This window comes from Sphaerisporangium siamense (genome assembly GCF_014205275.1).
Taxonomy (GTDB): Bacteria; Actinomycetota; Actinomycetes; order Streptosporangiales; family Streptosporangiaceae; genus Sphaerisporangium; species Sphaerisporangium siamense.
On record NZ_JACHND010000001.1, the window covers coordinates 6,606,190 to 6,623,174 of the forward strand.

14 protein-coding genes are annotated in these 16,985 nt (G+C 72.4%); 9 read left to right on the forward strand and 5 right to left on the reverse strand.

The genetic code is table 11. From position 1 onward, the window contains the following. The first annotated feature begins 157 nt into the window (after positions 1–157). Genes BJ982_RS30180 through BJ982_RS30195 form a run of 4 tightly spaced genes read left to right on the forward strand, consistent with a single transcriptional unit; the run spans position 158 to position 4,603 of the window. The gene (locus BJ982_RS30180; RefSeq protein ID WP_203959199.1) at positions 158–1,207 is read left to right on the forward strand and encodes a nitrilase-related carbon-nitrogen hydrolase; all 1,050 of its coding nucleotides are present in this window, start codon (positions 158–160) and stop codon (positions 1,205–1,207) included. A gap of 12 nt (positions 1,208–1,219) precedes the next feature. Further along, complete coding sequence (locus BJ982_RS30185) at positions 1,220–2,662, forward strand: aldehyde dehydrogenase family protein (protein ID WP_184885632.1); 1,443 nt, start codon at positions 1,220–1,222, stop codon at positions 2,660–2,662. After that, complete coding sequence (locus BJ982_RS30190; protein WP_184885633.1) at positions 2,659–3,117, forward strand: DUF3598 family protein; 459 nt, start codon at positions 2,659–2,661, stop codon at positions 3,115–3,117. Before BJ982_RS30185 ends, BJ982_RS30190 begins: the two co-directional genes overlap by 4 nt. A gap of 52 nt (positions 3,118–3,169) precedes the next feature. After that, positions 3,170–4,603 (forward strand): FAD-dependent oxidoreductase, encoded by a 1,434-nt coding sequence (locus tag BJ982_RS30195; RefSeq protein WP_184885634.1) that lies wholly within the window; start codon positions 3,170–3,172, stop codon positions 4,601–4,603. A gap of 75 nt (positions 4,604–4,678) precedes the next feature. On the opposite strand, the gene BJ982_RS30200 is transcribed toward BJ982_RS30195, so the two are convergent. Both BJ982_RS30200 and BJ982_RS30205 read right to left on the reverse strand, forming a co-directional pair. Continuing rightward, positions 4,679–6,502: an alpha/beta hydrolase gene (locus tag BJ982_RS30200; protein WP_184885635.1), complete on the reverse strand. Its 1,824-nt coding sequence runs from the start codon at positions 6,500–6,502 to the stop codon at positions 4,679–4,681. Between the two features lie 107 nt (positions 6,503–6,609). Continuing rightward, the gene (locus tag BJ982_RS30205) at positions 6,610–7,173 is read right to left on the reverse strand and encodes a TetR/AcrR family transcriptional regulator (RefSeq protein WP_184885637.1); all 564 of its coding nucleotides are present in this window, start codon (positions 7,171–7,173) and stop codon (positions 6,610–6,612) included. Between the two features lie 62 nt (positions 7,174–7,235). On the opposite strand from BJ982_RS30205, the gene BJ982_RS30210 reads away from it, so the two are divergent. The 3 genes from BJ982_RS30210 (at position 7,236) to BJ982_RS30220 (ending at position 11,034) form a co-directional block, all read left to right on the forward strand. Next, positions 7,236–7,649: a nuclear transport factor 2 family protein gene (locus tag BJ982_RS30210; protein WP_184885639.1), complete on the forward strand. Its 414-nt coding sequence runs from the start codon at positions 7,236–7,238 to the stop codon at positions 7,647–7,649. Positions 7,650–7,760: 111 nt separating this feature from the next. Beyond that, on the forward strand, positions 7,761–9,734 hold the full coding sequence (locus BJ982_RS30215) for a sensor histidine kinase (RefSeq protein ID WP_184885641.1): 1,974 nt from the start codon (positions 7,761–7,763) through the stop codon (positions 9,732–9,734). A gap of 250 nt (positions 9,735–9,984) precedes the next feature. Beyond that, entirely contained in the window at positions 9,985–11,034 is a 1,050-nt protein-coding gene (locus BJ982_RS30220) for a fatty acid desaturase family protein (protein WP_239123127.1), read from the forward strand. Here the strand turns inward: BJ982_RS30220 and BJ982_RS30225 are convergent. Further along, a complete protein-coding gene (locus BJ982_RS30225; RefSeq protein WP_184885645.1) occupies positions 11,022–12,374 on the reverse strand; it encodes a hypothetical protein in 1,353 nt (450 codons plus the stop codon). The two genes, BJ982_RS30220 and BJ982_RS30225, sit on opposite strands and share 13 nt — an antisense overlap. A gap of 189 nt (positions 12,375–12,563) precedes the next feature. Next, complete coding sequence (locus BJ982_RS30230) at positions 12,564–13,421, reverse strand: alpha/beta fold hydrolase (RefSeq protein ID WP_184885647.1); 858 nt, start codon at positions 13,419–13,421, stop codon at positions 12,564–12,566. Positions 13,422–13,503: 82 nt separating this feature from the next. Here BJ982_RS30230 and BJ982_RS30235 point away from each other — a divergent pair, with 82 nt between their 5' ends. Further along, the gene (locus BJ982_RS30235) at positions 13,504–14,385 is read left to right on the forward strand and encodes an AraC family transcriptional regulator (RefSeq protein ID WP_239123174.1); all 882 of its coding nucleotides are present in this window, start codon (positions 13,504–13,506) and stop codon (positions 14,383–14,385) included. On the opposite strand, the gene BJ982_RS30240 is transcribed toward BJ982_RS30235, so the two are convergent. Beyond that, positions 14,370–14,840 (reverse strand): lamin tail domain-containing protein, encoded by a 471-nt coding sequence (locus BJ982_RS30240; protein ID WP_203959200.1) that lies wholly within the window; start codon positions 14,838–14,840, stop codon positions 14,370–14,372. The genes BJ982_RS30235 and BJ982_RS30240 overlap by 16 nt on opposite strands. A 322-nt stretch (positions 14,841–15,162) precedes the next feature. On the opposite strand from BJ982_RS30240, the gene BJ982_RS30245 reads away from it, so the two are divergent. Continuing rightward, a complete protein-coding gene (locus BJ982_RS30245) occupies positions 15,163–16,980 on the forward strand; it encodes an ABC transporter ATP-binding protein (RefSeq protein ID WP_184885651.1) in 1,818 nt (605 codons plus the stop codon). Positions 16,981–16,985: the final 5 nt, after the last annotated feature.

Below are 16,985 nucleotides of genomic sequence, written 5' to 3' on the forward strand. Positions count from 1 at the left end.
CCGTTCTGTCGTGCCATGTTCCGCATTGCGGAACGCCGTTTCACGCTAGAACGGCGGGCCTGGCCATGTCAATAAAGCGCCGGGGCTTCCGAAACCAGGACGGTCTTCCCTATAGTCCGAACAGAAACAGCGTTTCGGTTAGTGGAACGGAGCCCCTGTGAGTGGAGATGTGGCGGGAGAGCCGGTGACCGCCTACCGCGCGGTCGCGCTGCAGAGCGCGTGCCATGCCGTCAACCGGGCCGCGGACGCCGCGGCGAGCCGCGACATGATCCGCGCGGCCATCGACCGCGTCCACGACCAGGTCACGGCGACGAAGCGCTTCGTCGGGCCGGGCCTGCGCCTCGTGGTGCTCCCCGAGTACCTCCTGACCGGCCACCCCATCGGCGAGCCCCTCGAAGAGTGGTGCGAGCGGGGCGCCCTCGCCGCCGAGGGCCCCGAGTACGCGCGGCTCGCCGAGATCGCCCGCGACGCCGGGGTGTTCCTGTGCGTGAACGGCTACGAGCTCGACGAGCACTTCCCCGGCGTCTACTTCCAGGCGTCGGTGGTGTTCGGCCCGGCCGGCGAGACCGTGCTGCGGTACCGGCGGCTCAACTCCATGTTCGCCGTCACCCCGCACGACATCCTCACCCGGTACCTGGAGGTCTACGGGGAGGACGCCCTGTTCCCGGTCGCCAGGACCGAGATCGGCACGCTGGCCGCCATCGCCTCGGAGGAGATCCTCTTCCCCGAGGTGGCCCGCTGCCTCGCCATGCGCGGCGCCGAGGTGTTCCTGCACAGCTCCTCCGAGGTGGCCAGCGCGCTGCTGTCCCCCAAGAACGTCGCCAAGCTCGCCCGCGCCGTCGAGAACGGCGCCTACGTCGTCTCCGCCAACACCGCCGGCGTGCACGGCACCGGCCTGCCCGCGGAGTCCGGCGACGGCGCCAGCCAGATCGTGGACCACCGCGGCATCGTCCTCGCCAAGGCCGGCCAGGGCGAGTCGATGGCCGCCAACGCCGAGATCGACCTCGCCGCGCTGCGCCGCGCGCGCCGGACGCCGGAGATGATGAACCTCCTGCCCCGCCAGCGCTTCGAGCTGTACGCGCCGAGCTACGCCGGCACCTCTTTCTACCCGCCCGACAGCGTGCGGCCGGGCGAGACCGCGCGCGGGCACTTCGCCGCGACGCAGCGCCGGGTCATCGAGCGGCTGTCCGGCGACGGCCTGATCTGAGAAGCGGTCCCCATGACGAAGAAGATCTCCGTGCGCAACCCCCGCACGGGCGAGACCGACCACATCATCACCGCCGCGGACGCCGGCGAGATCGCGGACGCGGCGCGACGGCTGCGCGACGGCCAGCAGGAATGGGCGGCGAGCCCGGTCGAGGCGCGCGTCGCCGTCCTGCGCGCGTTCAAGGAGGCCGTCCTACGGCGGCGCGCGGACATCGTCGCCCTGCTGGAGGCCGACACCGGCCGGCGGTGGGCCTCCGAGATAGAGGTGGACGCGGTCGCCTCCGGCATCGACCGGGCCTGCGAGTTCGCCGAGGACACCTTCGCGCCCGCCCCGCCCGCCGCCACCCCCGACCCCGAGGTCACGGCCTCCGCCGACCTGGTGGCCTACCCGCTGGTCGCGGTCATCTCCCCGTGGAACTTCCCGTTCCAGCTCGCGCTCATCGACGCCGTCCCCGCGCTGCTCGCCGGATCGGCGGTGCTGCTCAAGCCCAGCGAGATGACGCCCCGGTTCATCCCCGCGCTGCGCGCCTGCGTCGAGGACGTCCCCGGCCTGTCCGGCGTGCTCGCGGTGGTCGAGGGCGACGGCGCGACCGGCGCGGCGATGATCGACGTCGCCGACGCGGTCTGCTTCACCGGCAGCGTGGGGACCGGCCGCGCCATCGCCGCCGCGGCCGCCGCCCGGTTCATCCCCGCTTTCCTGGAGCTCGGCGGGAAGGACCCGGCCGTCGTCACGGCCTCCGCCGACCTCGGCACCGCCGCCTCCGCGATCCTTTGGGGTTCGACCATCAACTCCGGCCACTCCTGCATGTCCCTGGAGCGCGTCTACGTGGACCGGCGCGTCGCCGACGCGTTCGTCGAGACGCTGGCCGCCAAGGCCGGGCGCGTACGGCTCGCCTACCCCGGCATCGGCGACGGCGAGATCGGCCCGATCATCACGGCCGCGCAGGCCGGCGCCATCCGCGCGCACCTGGAGGACGCCGTCGCCAAGGGCGCCCGCGTGGTGACCGGCGGCACGGTCGAGGAACTCGGCGGCGGCGCCTACCTGCGGCCCACCGTGCTCACCGGCGTCGACCACACCATGCGCGTGATGCGCGAGGAGACCTTCGGCCCCATCGTCCCGGTCATGGCCTACGACGGCGAGGACGAGGCCGTCGCGCTCGCCAACGACACCGACTTCGGGCTCAGCGCCGCCGTCTTCGCCGGCACCGCCGAGGAGGCGCTCGCGGTCGCCCACCGCCTTGAGGTCGGCGCGGTCAGCGTCAACGACGCCTGCCTCACCGGCATGGTGCCCGCCGTCGAGAAGAACTCCTTCAAGCTCTCCGGACTCGGCGCCTCGCGGATGGGCCCGCCCTCCGTACGGCGCTTCCTGCGGCGGCGCGCCCTGCTCGTGCGCGGCGCGGCCGGCCCCAGGCCCTGGTACTACGACGGCTCTTCCAGCCAGACGGAGGAACGATGACCATCGCCGACATCCTGCGCGACATGAGCGGCGTCTGGGAGGGCACCTACACCGTGCTCGACCCCCACGGCGCCCTGGTGGAACGCTTCGCCAGCCGCCAGGAGGGCCTCATGGAAGGCACCGACTGGACCGAGAAGGTCGTCTACCTGCGCGAAGGCCAGGAACCCGCCGCCCGGCACTACCGCGCCGTCGTGGACGGCGACGACGTCCGGTTCATCGACGACGAGATGTGGGGCACCACCGGCCGCGCGGGCGACCAGGCCATCGTCTTCACCTTCGGCTGGAACGCGCGCCCGCAGGAACGCATCGTCGAGATGTCCATGCCGCAGGGCGACTACCGCACCCGCCTGTGGCAGCACTTCGAGGACGGCGAGCTGTCCCGGCTGACGCTCATCGAGGAGCGCCGCGTCCCCGGCGCCGCCCCCGAGCGGTGGTACGTGCCGTCCTCCGGGTGAGCCGGGACGGGCAGGGCAGGCGGCCAAGGCAAGCACTACAGGAGACCCACCAGTGGAATTGACCTACGACCTCGTCGTGGTCGGCGCGGGCACCGCCGGCATCCCCTGCGCGGCGGAGGCGGCGCTCGGCGGCGCCCGCGTGCTCCTCGTGGAGAAGGACCACCAGATCGGCGGCACGCTGCACGTGTCCGGCGGCCACATGGCGGCGGCGGGCACCCGCAGGCAGGCCGAGCGCGGCATCGCCGACTCCGTCGAGGCGCACCTGGCCGACATCCGCCGGATCAGCGCCGGCACCGCCCGCGAGGACCTGGTCCGCATCACCGCCGAGAACGCCGCCGAGACCGTCGACTGGCTGGACGGCCGCGGCTTCCGCTTCGCCTCGGAGACGCCGCGCATCATCTACGGCCACGAGCCGTACGGCACGCCGCGCACGTACTACGGGGTCGACGAGGCGATGTCGATCCTGGAGGTGTACGAGGGCCTGCTGGAGGAGGCCCTCGCCACGGGCCGCCTGGAACTGTGGAAGAACTCTCCCGTGATCGGGCTCATCCCCCGGGAGGACGGCGACGGCGTCGCCGGGGTCACGGTCCTGCGCGGCAGCGGGGACGTGGACGTGCGGGCCGGGCACGTCGTGCTCGCCACCGGCGGGTTCGCGGCCGACCCGGAGCTGTTCCTCGAACTGGAGGGCGCGCCGCTGGTGTCGGCGGCGCACCCGACCTCCACCGGCGACGGGATCATCATGGCCAGGGAGCTCGGCGCCGCCGTCACCGGCACCGGGTCCTACCTGCCCACCTTCGGCGGGCTGCCCCACCCGACCTCGCCGGGGAAGGCCAACTGGTCCGACCGTCAGCTCCTCATCACCGCCGAGCGCCCGCCCGTCGAGATCTACGTCGACAAGCACGGCAACCGCTGGGTCGCCGAGGACGAGCCGTCCATCGACGAGAAGGAACGCGCGCTCACCCGCATCGACGACATGACGTTCTGGACCGTGTTCGACGACGCGATGCTGGAGTCCACCCGGTCCGGCCGTCCGCTCGTGGTCGGCTGGAGCCCCGAGGACCTCCGCGCCCGCGCCGGCCACCGCACGGGCGTGCACGTGGCGGCGACGCTGGAGGAGCTGGCGGCCGAGGCGGGGATCGACCCCGCGGGCCTGGCCGCGACCGCCGCCCGCTACAACGAGGCGGTGGCCTCCGGCGCCGACCCCGACTTCGGGCGCGCCCACCTGCCGCTCCCCCTGACACGTCCACCCTTCTACGCGATACGCAACCACGCCATCTCGCTGGTCACGTTCGCGGGCGCCGACATCGACGCCGGCTTCCGCGTCCGGCGGGCCGACGGCTCGTCCATCCCCAACCTGTACGCCATCGGCGAGATCATCGGCGCGGCGGCCACGTGCGGCCAGAGCTTCTGCTCCGGCATGCTCGTCACCCCGGCCATCACCTTCGGCCGCCTCCTCGGCCGCCGCCTCGCCTCCCGACAGCACTGACCCGTTCTGACCTCCTGACACGGACCGTCCCTGGTCACCAGGGGCGGTCCGTGCGCGCCTCACGCCGCGGCCGAGTCAGGAGATCTCATCCAGATAGCGGGCGATCAGGGCCGCGTTGGCCTCGGGAGAACCGAGGGCGCCGAGCGGCGCGAAGGTGGTCTCGGCGACGTTCCCGGCGTCGCCCAGCAGCCGCAGCGCGACCGGGGTCATCGGCGCGAGCGGGTCGGTGCGCGTGCTGCCCACCAGCACGGGCCGCCTCACCAGCGGCAGCCGCGCCGAGCACGGCCACTGCCAGGCGGCGCGGTAGTAGCGGTGGTAGTGCGGCGCGGACCGCAGCATGTCGAGCACGACCCGCTGAAGGAACTCGGGCCGGTACGCGTCGACGTCCCGGATCCCGGCCGGGGTGTGCTCGAACCAGGGCCACCACAGCGCCATGTCGGCGCTGGCCCCCCAGGCGCGGCGCAGGTGCGAGCCGTGCGTGTCGGGGGTCAGGTCCACGAAGTAGTTCGCCATGACGGACGCGACCAGCTCAGGCCGGTCGTCGAACAGCGGCACCCCGTCGAGGACGAGCGCCCCCACACGCTCCGGCGCCGCGACCGCCAACTCCACAGCCAGCCCGGCACCGGTATGCGTCCCGTACACGTCACACCGGTCGATCCCGAGCGCATCGAGCATCACCACCAATACCGGCACATACGCCCCCGCGAGAGTCACCTCCCCATCCACCACCGGCGCCCCGGCGCCCCCCTCCCCGGACAGCGTCCCGTCCACCGCCGACACGCCGGCGCCGCCGGCCCCTGCCGGCATCCCGTCCGCCACCGGCAGCGGGGTGGAGCGGCCGTGGCCCGGGGTGTCCCAAACGATGGCCGGGCGGGTCTCGCCCAGCGCCCGGGCCAGCGGCTCAAGCCCGGCCCCCGAGCCGGGGTTCGCATGCAGCAGCAATACCGGCCGCCGCCCGGACGACCGCCCCCCGAACCGGCGCACGTGAACGACCCCCGCGCCGACCGGAACATAGCCACGCTCACCCCCTGACGGCCGCCCCGCCGTCTCCCCCAGTGACGGTTCCTCAGCGCCGGCCGCCATCTCACCCGCTGACGGCTGCCCGGCACCGGCCGTCGCCTCGCCCTCCGGCAGGGCCAGGATGTCCGCGGCCGGGTCGTCCCCCGCCACGGCCATGTCACAGGCCGCCACCAGGCGCGGCCAGGCCCGGGCCGCGCTCGCCACGAGCCGCCGGTGCGCGTCGCCGTGCGCGGCCGTGTCCAGGAACAGGGCGTGCAGCACCTCGGGAGAGGGCAGACCACGACGCCGCCGATTCCCCGCCACCGGCCGCCACCAGGGACTGAAGACAAGACTGTCCCGTACTTCGTCGAACAGCCGCACCAGATGCCCCCCGCTCGCATCCATCACGAACGGCTCCCCGCCCTTGCCCCCCGGCGTGAACGGCTCCGTACCACCGCTCCCCTCCCCACGCCCGCTCTGCGCCCCCCCATCCTCCGAGGGCGAAGCCTCAGGCGCATCCTCGCCGCTGTAAGGGGCGTGCAGTGTCAGGACGACGCTGACCAGGTCGGGGTGACGCTGGGCGAGCCGGGCGGCGACGGCGGCGCCGGCGCCCTCGCCCGCCACCGGAACGCGCCGCACCCCGAGCACGGCCATGGCGGCGGCCAGCGCGTCGGCCTGGGCGCCCAGATCGCCCGCGTCCGCGTCGTCCAGCGTCGTGCCGCCGAACCCGATGAGATCCGGCGCGATGACCCACCGCCGCCCGGCCACCGCGTCGACCAGCGCGGGGTCCCAGCCGGCCGAGGAGCCGGGAGCGTCGTGGATCAGCAGCACGGGCGTCCCCGTTCCGGCCTGACGAAGGTGCACCTGTCCCGACGGCAGCGTGACGTATCCCGGTCGCATCTTGTTCCTCTATTTAGAACGCTGTTTCGTTCAGGAACCTATTGACGCCTCCTCCCCCCTGTCAACGCCGTTCCGCGACCACAGAAGACGTCCTGTGGCAGGCCGTGTCACGGCGGCGGCAGGACGGCCTGGCAGGTGGCGAGGACGAGGTCGTCCACCAGGGGTGGTGGTGGGCGCCGGGCGAGCAGGTGGCGGCGGACGGCGCCGTAGGGGACGTCGACGAGCGCGAAGACCAGCCGTTCGCGGTCGAGGCCGGGGCGTTCGGCGGCGAAGGCGTCGAGCGCGGCGCGGACGCGGGTGTCGGCGCCGGCCACCTCCGCGCCCAGTTCGGCGGGCCACCGGGCGGTGAGGTCCTCCCGGCGGTGCAGGAGCAGGACGGCCGCCTCTGCGGGATGGTCGCGGCACCAGCGAGGGGTGTGCAGCGCCGCCGCGTACGGGTCTCCGGCCGCCAGCGCCGCGACGAACCCGTCCTGGAACCGGTGGACGCCGCGCAGCCACAGGGCGGCGATCAGCAGGTCGCGCGAGCCGAACCGGTGGTAGAGGGAGCCGGTCGGCGCGCCGAGGCGGGCGGCGATGGCGGCCATGGTCGCGGCGCCGGGACCGTCCTCGGCGACGATCGCCAGCGCGCCGTCCAGGATCTGGTCACGGCCGAACTTGGGCGGTCTTCCCACCGCGGGCACCTCCTGATATTAGTGGATCGATTCTAGAACTAAACCTCTAATTGGGGGAACACATGAACACGGCTCTCGACGTCGTCCAAGGCTTCTACGCCGCGGCCCAGGCCGCCGACGGCGTGGCGATCGCGCGTCTGCTGCACCCGGACTTCGAGGCCCGCACCGCGCCCGGCATGCCCTGCGGCGCCGGCGGCGCATTTCACGGACCACAGGAGGCGCTCCTGCGCGTCTGGGGCGCGGTCTACGCCGACTTCGACACCGCGCCTTACGCCGAGACCTGGGCACAGACCACGGACGGGACCGTCGTGGTCACCGGCCACTACCGGGGCACGGCACGGGCCACCGGCCGCGGCTACGAGGCCGAGTTCGTCCACCTGTGGCGGGTCACCGACGGAAGACTCTCCTGGCTGCACCAGTACACCGACACCGCCCACTGGCACAGGGCACTCACCCCCGCCCTCGGCAGCGGATGATCCCGCCCATCGGCCGACGACGGAAGAGCCTCCGACGACGCGGCGCCGGAAAACCTCCAACGGGCGGCAGGCGAGGACGGTAAGCCAGGAAACGGCATAATCACCTCCATCATGGACAGCAGACGCACCCTCGTGGCCGACGCGGTCGCGATCGCCGCCGCGGCCGCCGTCGTCGTGGGCGTCGTGCTGCAGGTCATGCTGCCGCCCGCGTGGGCGCCGCGGCCCGCCGTCACCCCCGACTACCCCGCCGGCCTGGCGTTCCCCGTCGTCGGCGCGCTGATCGTCCGCCGCCGTCCCGGGCTCGTCCTCGGCCCGCTGATGAGCGCCGGGGGCCTGCTCGCCGCCGTCGCCGTGCTGTCCCAGTCGCTGATGCTGCACCTGGCCGCGTCCGGCGCGCTGACCGCCGCGGGAGTGCTGCGCTGGGTCAGCGTCGCCACCTGGGCGCTCGGCGGCGGCCTCATGGCCATGGTGCTGCCGGTGTACGCGCCCACGGGCAGGCCGCCGTCGCCGCGCTGGCGCGTCGTGGCGATCGCGGGCATGCTCGTCACGGGCGCGCAGGCCCTGAACGGGGTGGTGCGCCCCGACCCGTCGTACGCGGGGTACGCCTTCCCCACGATCATCCCCAACCCGCTGGCGATCCCCGGGTACACCGCCTACCCCGTGGTCCGCGACCTGCTGGTCTGGCCGGTGTACGTCTGCGTGGTGGCCGCGCTGGTCTCCCTGGCGCTGCGCCTGCGCGACGCCGACCCCGTCACCCGCCGCCAGATCGCCTGGCCGCTGGCCGCCTTCGCGGTGTACGTCGTCTTCCTGCTGCTCGGGGAGGACTTCGTGCTCGGCGCGACCATATGGACGGCGCTGGTCCCCGTGGCCATCATGTTCTCGGTGCTGCGGTACCGGCTGTTCGGCATCGACACCGTGGTCAGCCGCACCATGCTCGCCGCCGGGCTGCTCGCCGTCGTCAGCGTCGTCTACGTCGGCGCGGGCGCGCTGTCGAGCCTGGTCGTGTCCGAGTACCACCAGGTCGCCGGGCTGGTGGCGGCGCTGTTCGCCGGGACGTTCTTCCAGCCGCTGCGGCGCGTGCTGCAACGGGCCATCGACCGCGTCATGTACGGGCCCGTCGGCGACCCCGTGCTGCTGGCGCAGCGGCTCACGCAGGAGGTGCGCAGGGCCGACCCCGCCGACGCGCTCGCGGCCGTGGTCTCGGTCGTGCGCGACGGCCTCGCCGTCGGCGGCGTGGCCGTGCACGTCCCCGACGGGATGCCGCCGCGGGTGCGGAGCGGCGAGGTGGGGCCGGACGCGCGGGTCATCCCGCTCATCTGGCACGGCGAGCCCGTGGGCAGCCTGGCCATCGGCCGGCCCGGCGCGCGCAGGTTCGCCGCCGCCCACGACGACCGGGTCGTCCAGACGCTGCTACCGTACGTGGCCGACGTCGCGCACGCCGTGCGGATGGCCGCCGACCTGCAGCGCTCCCGCGAACGCATCCTCGCGACCCGCGAGGAGGAACGCCGCAGGCTGCGCCGCGACCTGCACGACGGGCTCGGGCAGACGCTGTCCGGGCTGGCCATGACGCTGCACATCGCCCGCGCCAGCCTGCGCCGCTCCCCCGGCGACGCCGAGGTGCTGCTCGCCGACCTGGGCGTCGGCATGGACGCGGTCACCGGAGACCTGAAGCAGCTCGTGTACGGCCTGCGCCCCCCGGCCCTCGACGACCTCGGCCTCGCCGGCGCCATCAGCGGCCTGGCCGGGCCGGACCCGGCGGTCACGGTCACCGCCGAGGGCGAGTTGGACGACCTGCCCGCGGCGGTCGAGGTGGCCGCCTACCGGATCGTCCAGGAAGCCCTCACCAACGCGCGCCGGCACGCGGACGCCACGTCCATCCGCATCGGCCTGACCCGCGACCAGGACCTGCGCGTGACCATCACCGACGACGGCCGCGGCATTCCAGCCGGGCGCCGCGCCGGCGTCGGCCTCGCCTCGATGCGCGAACGCGCCACCGAACTCGGCGGCACCTGCGTACTCACCTCGACCTCCGAAGGCACCACCGTCGAAGCCCGCCTCCCCACCAGCGCCCCCGCACCCCGCTGACGCACCCGGCCCCGCACCCACTGACGCGGGGTATCCGTAGAGGCCGCCCGTGGTGTGGACCGCCCACTGGGGTGCCGGCCGTACCCGCCAGGGTAGGGGCAGCACTACCGTCGACCCGCCTGCCACCGGGATGTCGCCGACCATGGGCACCCCGACAGGGTTGAACGGCGTAAATCGGCCCGATTCTCGCCGGGTGCGGTGGCCGCACCGCGTCGCGACGGGGCCGATCCGTCACCACGTCAGGAGATCCGTGACCGACACCTCCACCATCGACGCCCCCGGACGCGCGGCGCGCGGCAGCGATTTCGCGCGGCTGTCGCGGCGCGTGGCCGACGCCGGACTGCTGGACAGGCGCCCCGGTTACTACGCCCTGCGGATCGCGCTCGTCGTGGCGCTGCTCGCGGGCGGCTGGGCCGCGTTCCTCGCGCTCGGCGACTCGTGGGCCCAACTGCTCGTGGCGGCGTACCTGGCGGTGGTCTTCGCCCAGGTGGCGCTGCTGGCCCACGACCTGGCGCACCGGCAGGTCTTCCGGTCCAGGCGGTACTCCCAGGTGGCCGGGTGGCTGGCGGGCAACCTGGTCATCGGCATGAGCTACGGCTGGTGGATGGACAAGCACACCCGCCACCACGCCAACCCCAACCACGAGGACCACGACCCCGACGTCTCCCCCGAGGTCCTGATCTGGTCGCGCCGGCAGGCCGCGGCGAGCCGGGGCGTGGCGAGGATCATCGGCCGGTGGCAGGCGTACCTGTTCTTCCCCCTGCTGACCCTGGAGGGCCTCAACCTGCACGTGTCGAGCTTCCGCGCGCTCCGGCGTCCGCACCTCAAGCACCGCGCGGTGGAGGCGGTCCTGCTGGTCGCCCACGTCGCGGCCTACCTCGCGACGGTGTTCGCCGTTCTCCCTCTGGGCAAGGGCCTGCTGTTCGTCGCCGTCCACCAGGCGATCTTCGGGGTGTACCTCGGCTGCACGTTCGCCCCGAACCACAAGGGCATGCCCATGCTGACCGCCGAGGACCGGCTGGACTTCCTGCGACGCCAGGTGCTGACCTCCCGCGACGTCCGCGGCGGCCTGGTGGTGGACGTCGCCCTAGGCGGGCTCAACTACCAGATCGAACACCACCTGTTCCCCAGCATGCCGACCCCCAACCTGCGCCACGCCCAACCCCTCGTCCGCGCCTACTGCGCCGAACTCGGCATCCCCTACCACGAGACGGGCCTCCTCGACTCCTACACCCAGGCCCTCCGCCACATGCACGACGCCGGCACCCCGATCCGCGCCCGCGCGTCTCACAATCCGTAGCCGCGCCCGGACGTGGTGCTCGTGCAGGACTTGAGGTCGTCCCGGGCCGTCGCCTCGGCGAGATAGTCCTGCACCTCGCCATGCCGGAACTGGTAGATCGGCCCCACGGCCCGCAGCAGGCCGACCCTGTGCATGTCCTCGAGGAAGGGGATCAGCTTCTTCGGCAGGCGGGAAGAGGGCTCGGTCACCAGGGTGGCCTTGCAGACCAGCCACCCGTGATGGCATCCGGAGATGATCCCGCACGCGACGCCGCCGATGAGCGCGGTGAATACTCCCCATTGCAGAGCGACCGGCCAGACATGCGTGAAGGAGGCTCGCGCTATGAACCCGAAGGCGAACACCGCGATGACGGCCAAGAGCGCGAGCATGCGCCCTGCCGCGACGATGCGTGCGACGGTGAGATTCCGATCAGCCCTCCATGTCGAGGAGGCAGTAGTCGCGGAAGTGAGCGGGGTCGGGTGCTCCACCCACTTGACGTGCACCGCGAACACGATGACGCCATCGACGATGGCGCATGTCATGAGCAGGAGGAACCCCAGTACGCCTACCAGGCGTGGTTCGGCGAAGAAAACGACGAGGGAAATGGCGACCAGCGTAACGACGCCGAGAAGTATGGGCATCACCAGAAAGAAGATGGCGAACTGCCGCAGGTGTCTACGAGTGAGGTAGGCGCGGCTGAACGTGAGAGCCAACATGAGCCGCAAATCTGCAGATCCCGGAACCTCGGCGAACCACCCCCTGGCCTTGAACACGATCACCGCCGAGACGACGAGCCCGAACACGATTCCCGTCCAGATAAGGGCATAGGAGTACTCGGAAGGAAAGTTCAAGGTCACGGCCACCAGGACCCCGGCCGCGACTCCGGCCATGACCCCGGCCACGAGTCCGCCTACCACGCACAGAAGCCACCTTCTCCCGGTCGTAGTGGCGTAACGTGCGACGTCCCACCAGGCCAGGTCCCGGGTGCCGTTACGGGTCAGCAACGTGGCCAGGTGGCTCAGCCACAGACGTACCTGGCCGGCGTTCCACGCCCGGCGGGGGCGGAACGGCTCAGAGACGAGTTCAGGGCCCACCTCACCGGGATGACGACCGCCGTGCGCCTGTCCGGGGACCGGCGGCCGGGCGGCGAGCAGCGCGTCGATGAGGTGGTCGAGCAGGTGACGGCGCAGCGTTCCGCCGTCGCGGAAGTCGTGGAGCAGCGGCCCGGGGTCGGCGTTGGGCACGACGTACACCATGCGGATCAGCCACAGTCCCAGCGGGTTCGCGGCGACCGAGGCGAGCGCCGGGGCGGACCCGGCGCGCAGGGCGTCCAGCGTTTCCGACCAGTCGTGACGAGGCACGGGCGGCAAGGCCCGGAGCCAGGGCCAGGCCGACCTCGCCTCCCCTCCAAGCCTCCCGCAGTGTCATACGAAATGCTTCCGCGGCAACCCTGGTCCTTGTCGTTTTTGCGGAAAGATCGACCACCCGGGGTCACATGGCCGCAGAACACGAGTCACGCCGCCTTTGAGGAGCTCCGGCCCGGCGAGATTTCAGGGCGACGGCGCGGCGTGGTTCGTGGTGAAGGTCAGCAGGGAGGTGGCGGTTCGCGGTGGGTCCTCCAGTATGGGCGTGTGGCCGAGGCCGGGTAGCAGCTCGATTTTCGCGCCCGGGACGGCGCGGTAGTCGGCGGCGGACGAGGAGCGCCATCTGCGGTCGTCCTCGCCGAAGATCACCAGCAGTGGCTTGCCGAGGAGCTTCAGCCGGTCCGGAAGCGCCTGCTGCTCCAGGTAGTCGCGGGTGGCCCGCATCGTCGTGGTGAACGTGTGGTAGGTCATCATGCGCACCTCGTCCAGGAGTTCTCGTGGCACCTGGTAGCCCGCGCGGCTGAAACCGGATTCGGCCAGCCGCCGGATCTGCTCGTCGGCCGGCGGCCATTGCGAGGGTGCGATCGCGGCGGTGTCCGGTGCGATGAAGGCGTCCAGGGCGGGGCCGGTGTTGATGAGCACGAGCGCGGTCACGAGGTCGGGCCGCTGCTCGGCCAGAGCGGTGGCGACCGCGCCGCCGCTGGAATGACCGGCCACGATCGCGTGCCGGACGCCGAGCCGGTCCAGTGCCGCGCCGGCCCGGCGTGCCTGGTCCGGGAGCGCGTAGCTCGGGCCGGCCGGTTTGGCGGACCGGCCGTGCCCGAGCAGGTCGATCCGGATGACGCGGTGGGATCCGGTCAGCGCCGGAACCAGCGCCTCCCACGAGCGGGCGGAGGAGGCGGACCCGTGGATGAGCAGGAGTGCCGGGGCGTCGCGGGGGCCGTCCTGGCGCACGTGGATGTCGCCGTCGTCGAGGTGCAGGGTCGAACTCTCGGTGGTCTCGGCGCCGCGTTCCGCGTGCCGCCTGCCGTCGGAAGCAGTCATGCGCCCACTGTCGCCGCCGGGGCGTACCGGTGTCTTGGACGAATGTTCCCTCGGCCGGCGCGCGTAGCATGGGGCCGTGCCGATGTTCGTGCACGGTGAGGCCGCGTGGGACGTCGCCTCGCCGCGGCGGCCCAGCCGGGTGGCCGGTGTCACCATGGCCGGGTTCGGCGTCCGTGCCCTGGACGCGCTCCGCATGGTCCCGCATCCGGCCGTGACGCTGCTCCTGGAGTTCGGCGCCGGTTCGCCCGTCGTGGACTATGCCGCCGGGCGGCGGCAGCGGGGAAGCGTCGCCGCCGGGCCCGGGATGGGGTCAGGCGGCGCGGTCTGGGCGCGGGGTGAGAACGTCGAGTGCGTGCAGGTACGCCTGTCCCCGGTCATCGCACGCGCGATCCTGGGCGCCTCCCCCGCCGACCTCGGCGGCGCCGTCGTGGCCCTCGACGACCTGTGGGGCCGGGAGGCGTCACGGATCCGTGAGCGGCTGGGCGATCTGTCCTCCTGGGAGGATCGCTTCGCGCTGACGGACGCGCTGCTCGCCCGCCGGCACGAGGCGGGGTCGCCGGTGGACCCGGAGGTGACCTGGGCCTGGCGCCGGATCGTCGGCGGCCGCGGTCTGGTCCGGGTCGACCGGCTGGCGGCCGAGGTCGGGTGGAGCCGTAAGCGCCTGTGGTCCCGCTTCCACGCTCAGGTCGGACTGCCGCCCAAGCGCGCCGCGAAGCTGGTCCGCTTCGACCATGCCGCCCACCGTCTGGTCACGGGTGAGTGCGCGGCCGCGGTCGCGGTGGACGCCGGTTACGCCGACCAGTCCCACCTGCATCGGGACGTCATGGCTTTCACCGGGACGACCCCGGCGAACGTTGCCGGTGAGCCGTTCCTGGCTGTCGACGACATCGCGTGGCCGCGTCGCGAAACTCCCGCCAGGCCTCCGAACCTCGTGGCGCGCGGCGGGGGTCAGCAGATCTTGTAGTCGGCCCGGGACGAGTTGTAGGAGCAGGTGTCGACCAGGGCGCCGGAGGCGTTGCGCAGGTAGGCGGTGTCCTTGTCCTGGTTCCAGATATAGGCGAAGGTGCCTCCGCTCCGGCCCCAGTAGAGGGTGGTGGCGGTGTTCTTGCCCTTGCCGGTGCGCAGGGTGACGGTCTTGCCGGCTCCGAGGGTGAACGCGCCGAACGTGTAGACGTGACCGGTCTGTCGGGTCGTGTCGCGGACGGTCCAGCCCGCGAGGCTGACGGCCTTCCTGGCGGAGTTCCTGATCTGCACGTACTCGCCGTTCAGGCTGCTGTTCGCGCCGTTGTCGGGCGAGCCGGGCGAGTCATAGTAGATCTTGGTGATCTGGACGGCCGGGGCCGCCGCGTGGGCGGGCTGAGAGACGACGAGCACGCCGGCGGCCAGGACGGCGGCCGTCAGCACAGAGCGGATACGCACAGAGTTACTCCTGAATACGGAACATGACCGGAATCCATAGTATTGAGGGCGTTCATCGGGGATTCAGCAATCCCATATCGGTTCGGCATCCACACCGGCCCGTACTCCCAAAGGCCCTGGAACAGCACGTCAGCCTCACATTCAGATAGGCATCCGGACATGATGCGCAACGGGCCTCGTTCCGCCGGGCCGGGGAAAAATCGTTGGCTCCTTCTCGCGCCCTGCGTCAACATGGCCATGGCGGCGTGTTTTCGGAGGGGCGGGGGCTGTGCTCGGATTACTCGATTCCTCCAAGAGGAAACCGTCCACGCGAAGGTCGGCCGTGCTGCTGACGCTTCAGTACTACGGCGGCGAACTGCGCAGGCAGTGGCGTACCGCGGCGCCCGCGCTGGTCCTGCCCGCGGTCGGGAACATCTGCCTGTTCTACCTGGCGCCGCTGGCCGTCGGCGGGATCGTCGGCCACCTGTCCGCGGGCAGGGAGGGCACCGTCGCCGCCCTCATGCCGTACGTGCTCGGCTTCGGCGCCATGCTGCTCACCGGTGAGGTGGTGTGGCGGCTGGCCCTGCACTTCGTGAACCGCACGGAGGCCCGGGGCATCGAGGGGCTCGCCGCGACGGGCATGCGCGAGCTGCTGGACAAGGACTCCGCGTTCTTCCACGACAACTTCGCCGGCTCGCTGACCAAACGGGTGCTGAGCTTCTCCAGCGGGTTCGAGGGGTTCACGGACACGCTCACGTTCGCGGTCATCGCCAAGGTGGTGCCGCTGGGGTTCGCCTCGGTGGTGCTGTGGCGGTACCACCCGCTGCTGGTCTTCGTGCTCGTGGGGCTCATCGTCGTCACCGGCTTCCTCGTCGCCCCGCTCATCCGCCGCCGCCAGAGGCTCGTGGACGAGCGCGAGGCCGCCAAGGTGAGGGTGTCCGGGCACGTCGCCGACGTGCTGGCCAACATGGACACGGTCCGCGCGTTCGCCGCGGAGGACCGTGAGGAGGTCGAGCACCGCGCCCGGCTCGCCGAGCAGCGCAGGCTGTCGCTCCGCTCCTGGGACTACGGCAACCTGCGCGTGGACACGGTCGTCGCGCCGTTGTCGGTGCTCACCAGCACCATCGGCCTGCTCCTCGCCGTCGCGCTGCGCGGCGGCCTGGGTGTGGAGGCGATCGTGGTGACGTTCACCTACTACTCGAACGCGATCGGCATCATGTTCGAGTTCAACCAGATCTACCGCCGCCTGGAGAGCGTGCTCACCGAGTCGGCCCAGTTCGCCGAGCTCCTCCTCACGCCGCCGAACGTGGTCGACCCCGACGACCCGCAACCGCTGCGGCCCGCCGACACCAGCGTCCACTTCGAGCGGGTGTCGTTCGCGCACGCCGGTCATCCGCCCCTGTTCGACGGCCTGAACCTGTCCATCCCCGCCGGCACCAAGATCGGCCTGGTCGGCCGGTCCGGGGGCGGCAAGACCACCCTCACCCGGTTACTGCTCCGCCTCATGGACATCCAGGGCGGCCGCATTCTCGTCGGCGGCCAGGACATCTCCCGGCTCCGCCAGGCCGACCTGCGCAGCCTGATCGCGTACGTCCCCCAGGAGCCCGCCATGTTCCACCGGTCGCTGCGCGACAACATCGCCTTCGCCCGGCCGGGCGCCACCGAGGCCGAGATCCTCCAGGCCGCGCGGGCGGCGCACGTCACGGAGTTCGCCGAGGCCCTGCCGGAGGGCTTCGACACGCTGGTCGGGGAACGCGGCGTCAAGCTCTCCGGCGGCCAGCGGCAGCGCGTCGCCCTGGCCCGCGCGATCCTGCGCGACGCGCCGATCCTCCTGCTGGACGAGGCCACCAGCGCGCTGGACTCCGAGAGCGAGATCCTCGTCCAGGAGGCGCTGTGGGCCCTGATGCGCGACCGCACCGCGCTCGTGGTCGCCCACCGGCTGAGCACCGTCGTCCGCATGGACCGCCTGGTCGTGCTCGACCAGGGCCGCATCGTGGAGCAGGGCGACCACCGGGAGCTCCTCCGGGCCCAGGGGGCGTACGCCCGCCTGTGGCACCACCAGTCCGGCGGCTTCCTGACGGAGGAGTCCACCGACGAGGCGTCCGAGGACCATACCCGGGGCTATGCCTCGGACGCCCTCCGGGCCGACGCGCGCGGGTGACCCGG

What these genes read in the sequence shown, in the direction of transcription:
- BJ982_RS30230 (WP_184885647.1), bottom strand. Translation starts at nt 13,421, where the DNA reads ATGACTGCTTCCGACGGCAGGCGGCACGCGGAACGCGGCGCCGAGACC.
- BJ982_RS30210 (WP_184885639.1), top strand. Translation starts at nt 7,236, where the DNA reads ATGAACACGGCTCTCGACGTCGTCCAAGGCTTCTACGCCGCGGCCCAG.
- BJ982_RS30215 (WP_184885641.1), top strand. Translation starts at nt 7,761, where the DNA reads ATGGACAGCAGACGCACCCTCGTGGCCGACGCGGTCGCGATCGCCGCC.
- BJ982_RS30190 (WP_184885633.1), top strand. Translation starts at nt 2,659, where the DNA reads ATGACCATCGCCGACATCCTGCGCGACATGAGCGGCGTCTGGGAGGGC.
- BJ982_RS30185 (WP_184885632.1), top strand. Translation starts at nt 1,220, where the DNA reads ATGACGAAGAAGATCTCCGTGCGCAACCCCCGCACGGGCGAGACCGAC.
- BJ982_RS30235 (WP_239123174.1), top strand. Translation starts at nt 13,504, where the DNA reads ATGTTCGTGCACGGTGAGGCCGCGTGGGACGTCGCCTCGCCGCGGCGG.
- BJ982_RS30200 (WP_184885635.1), bottom strand. Translation starts at nt 6,502, where the DNA reads ATGCGACCGGGATACGTCACGCTGCCGTCGGGACAGGTGCACCTTCGT.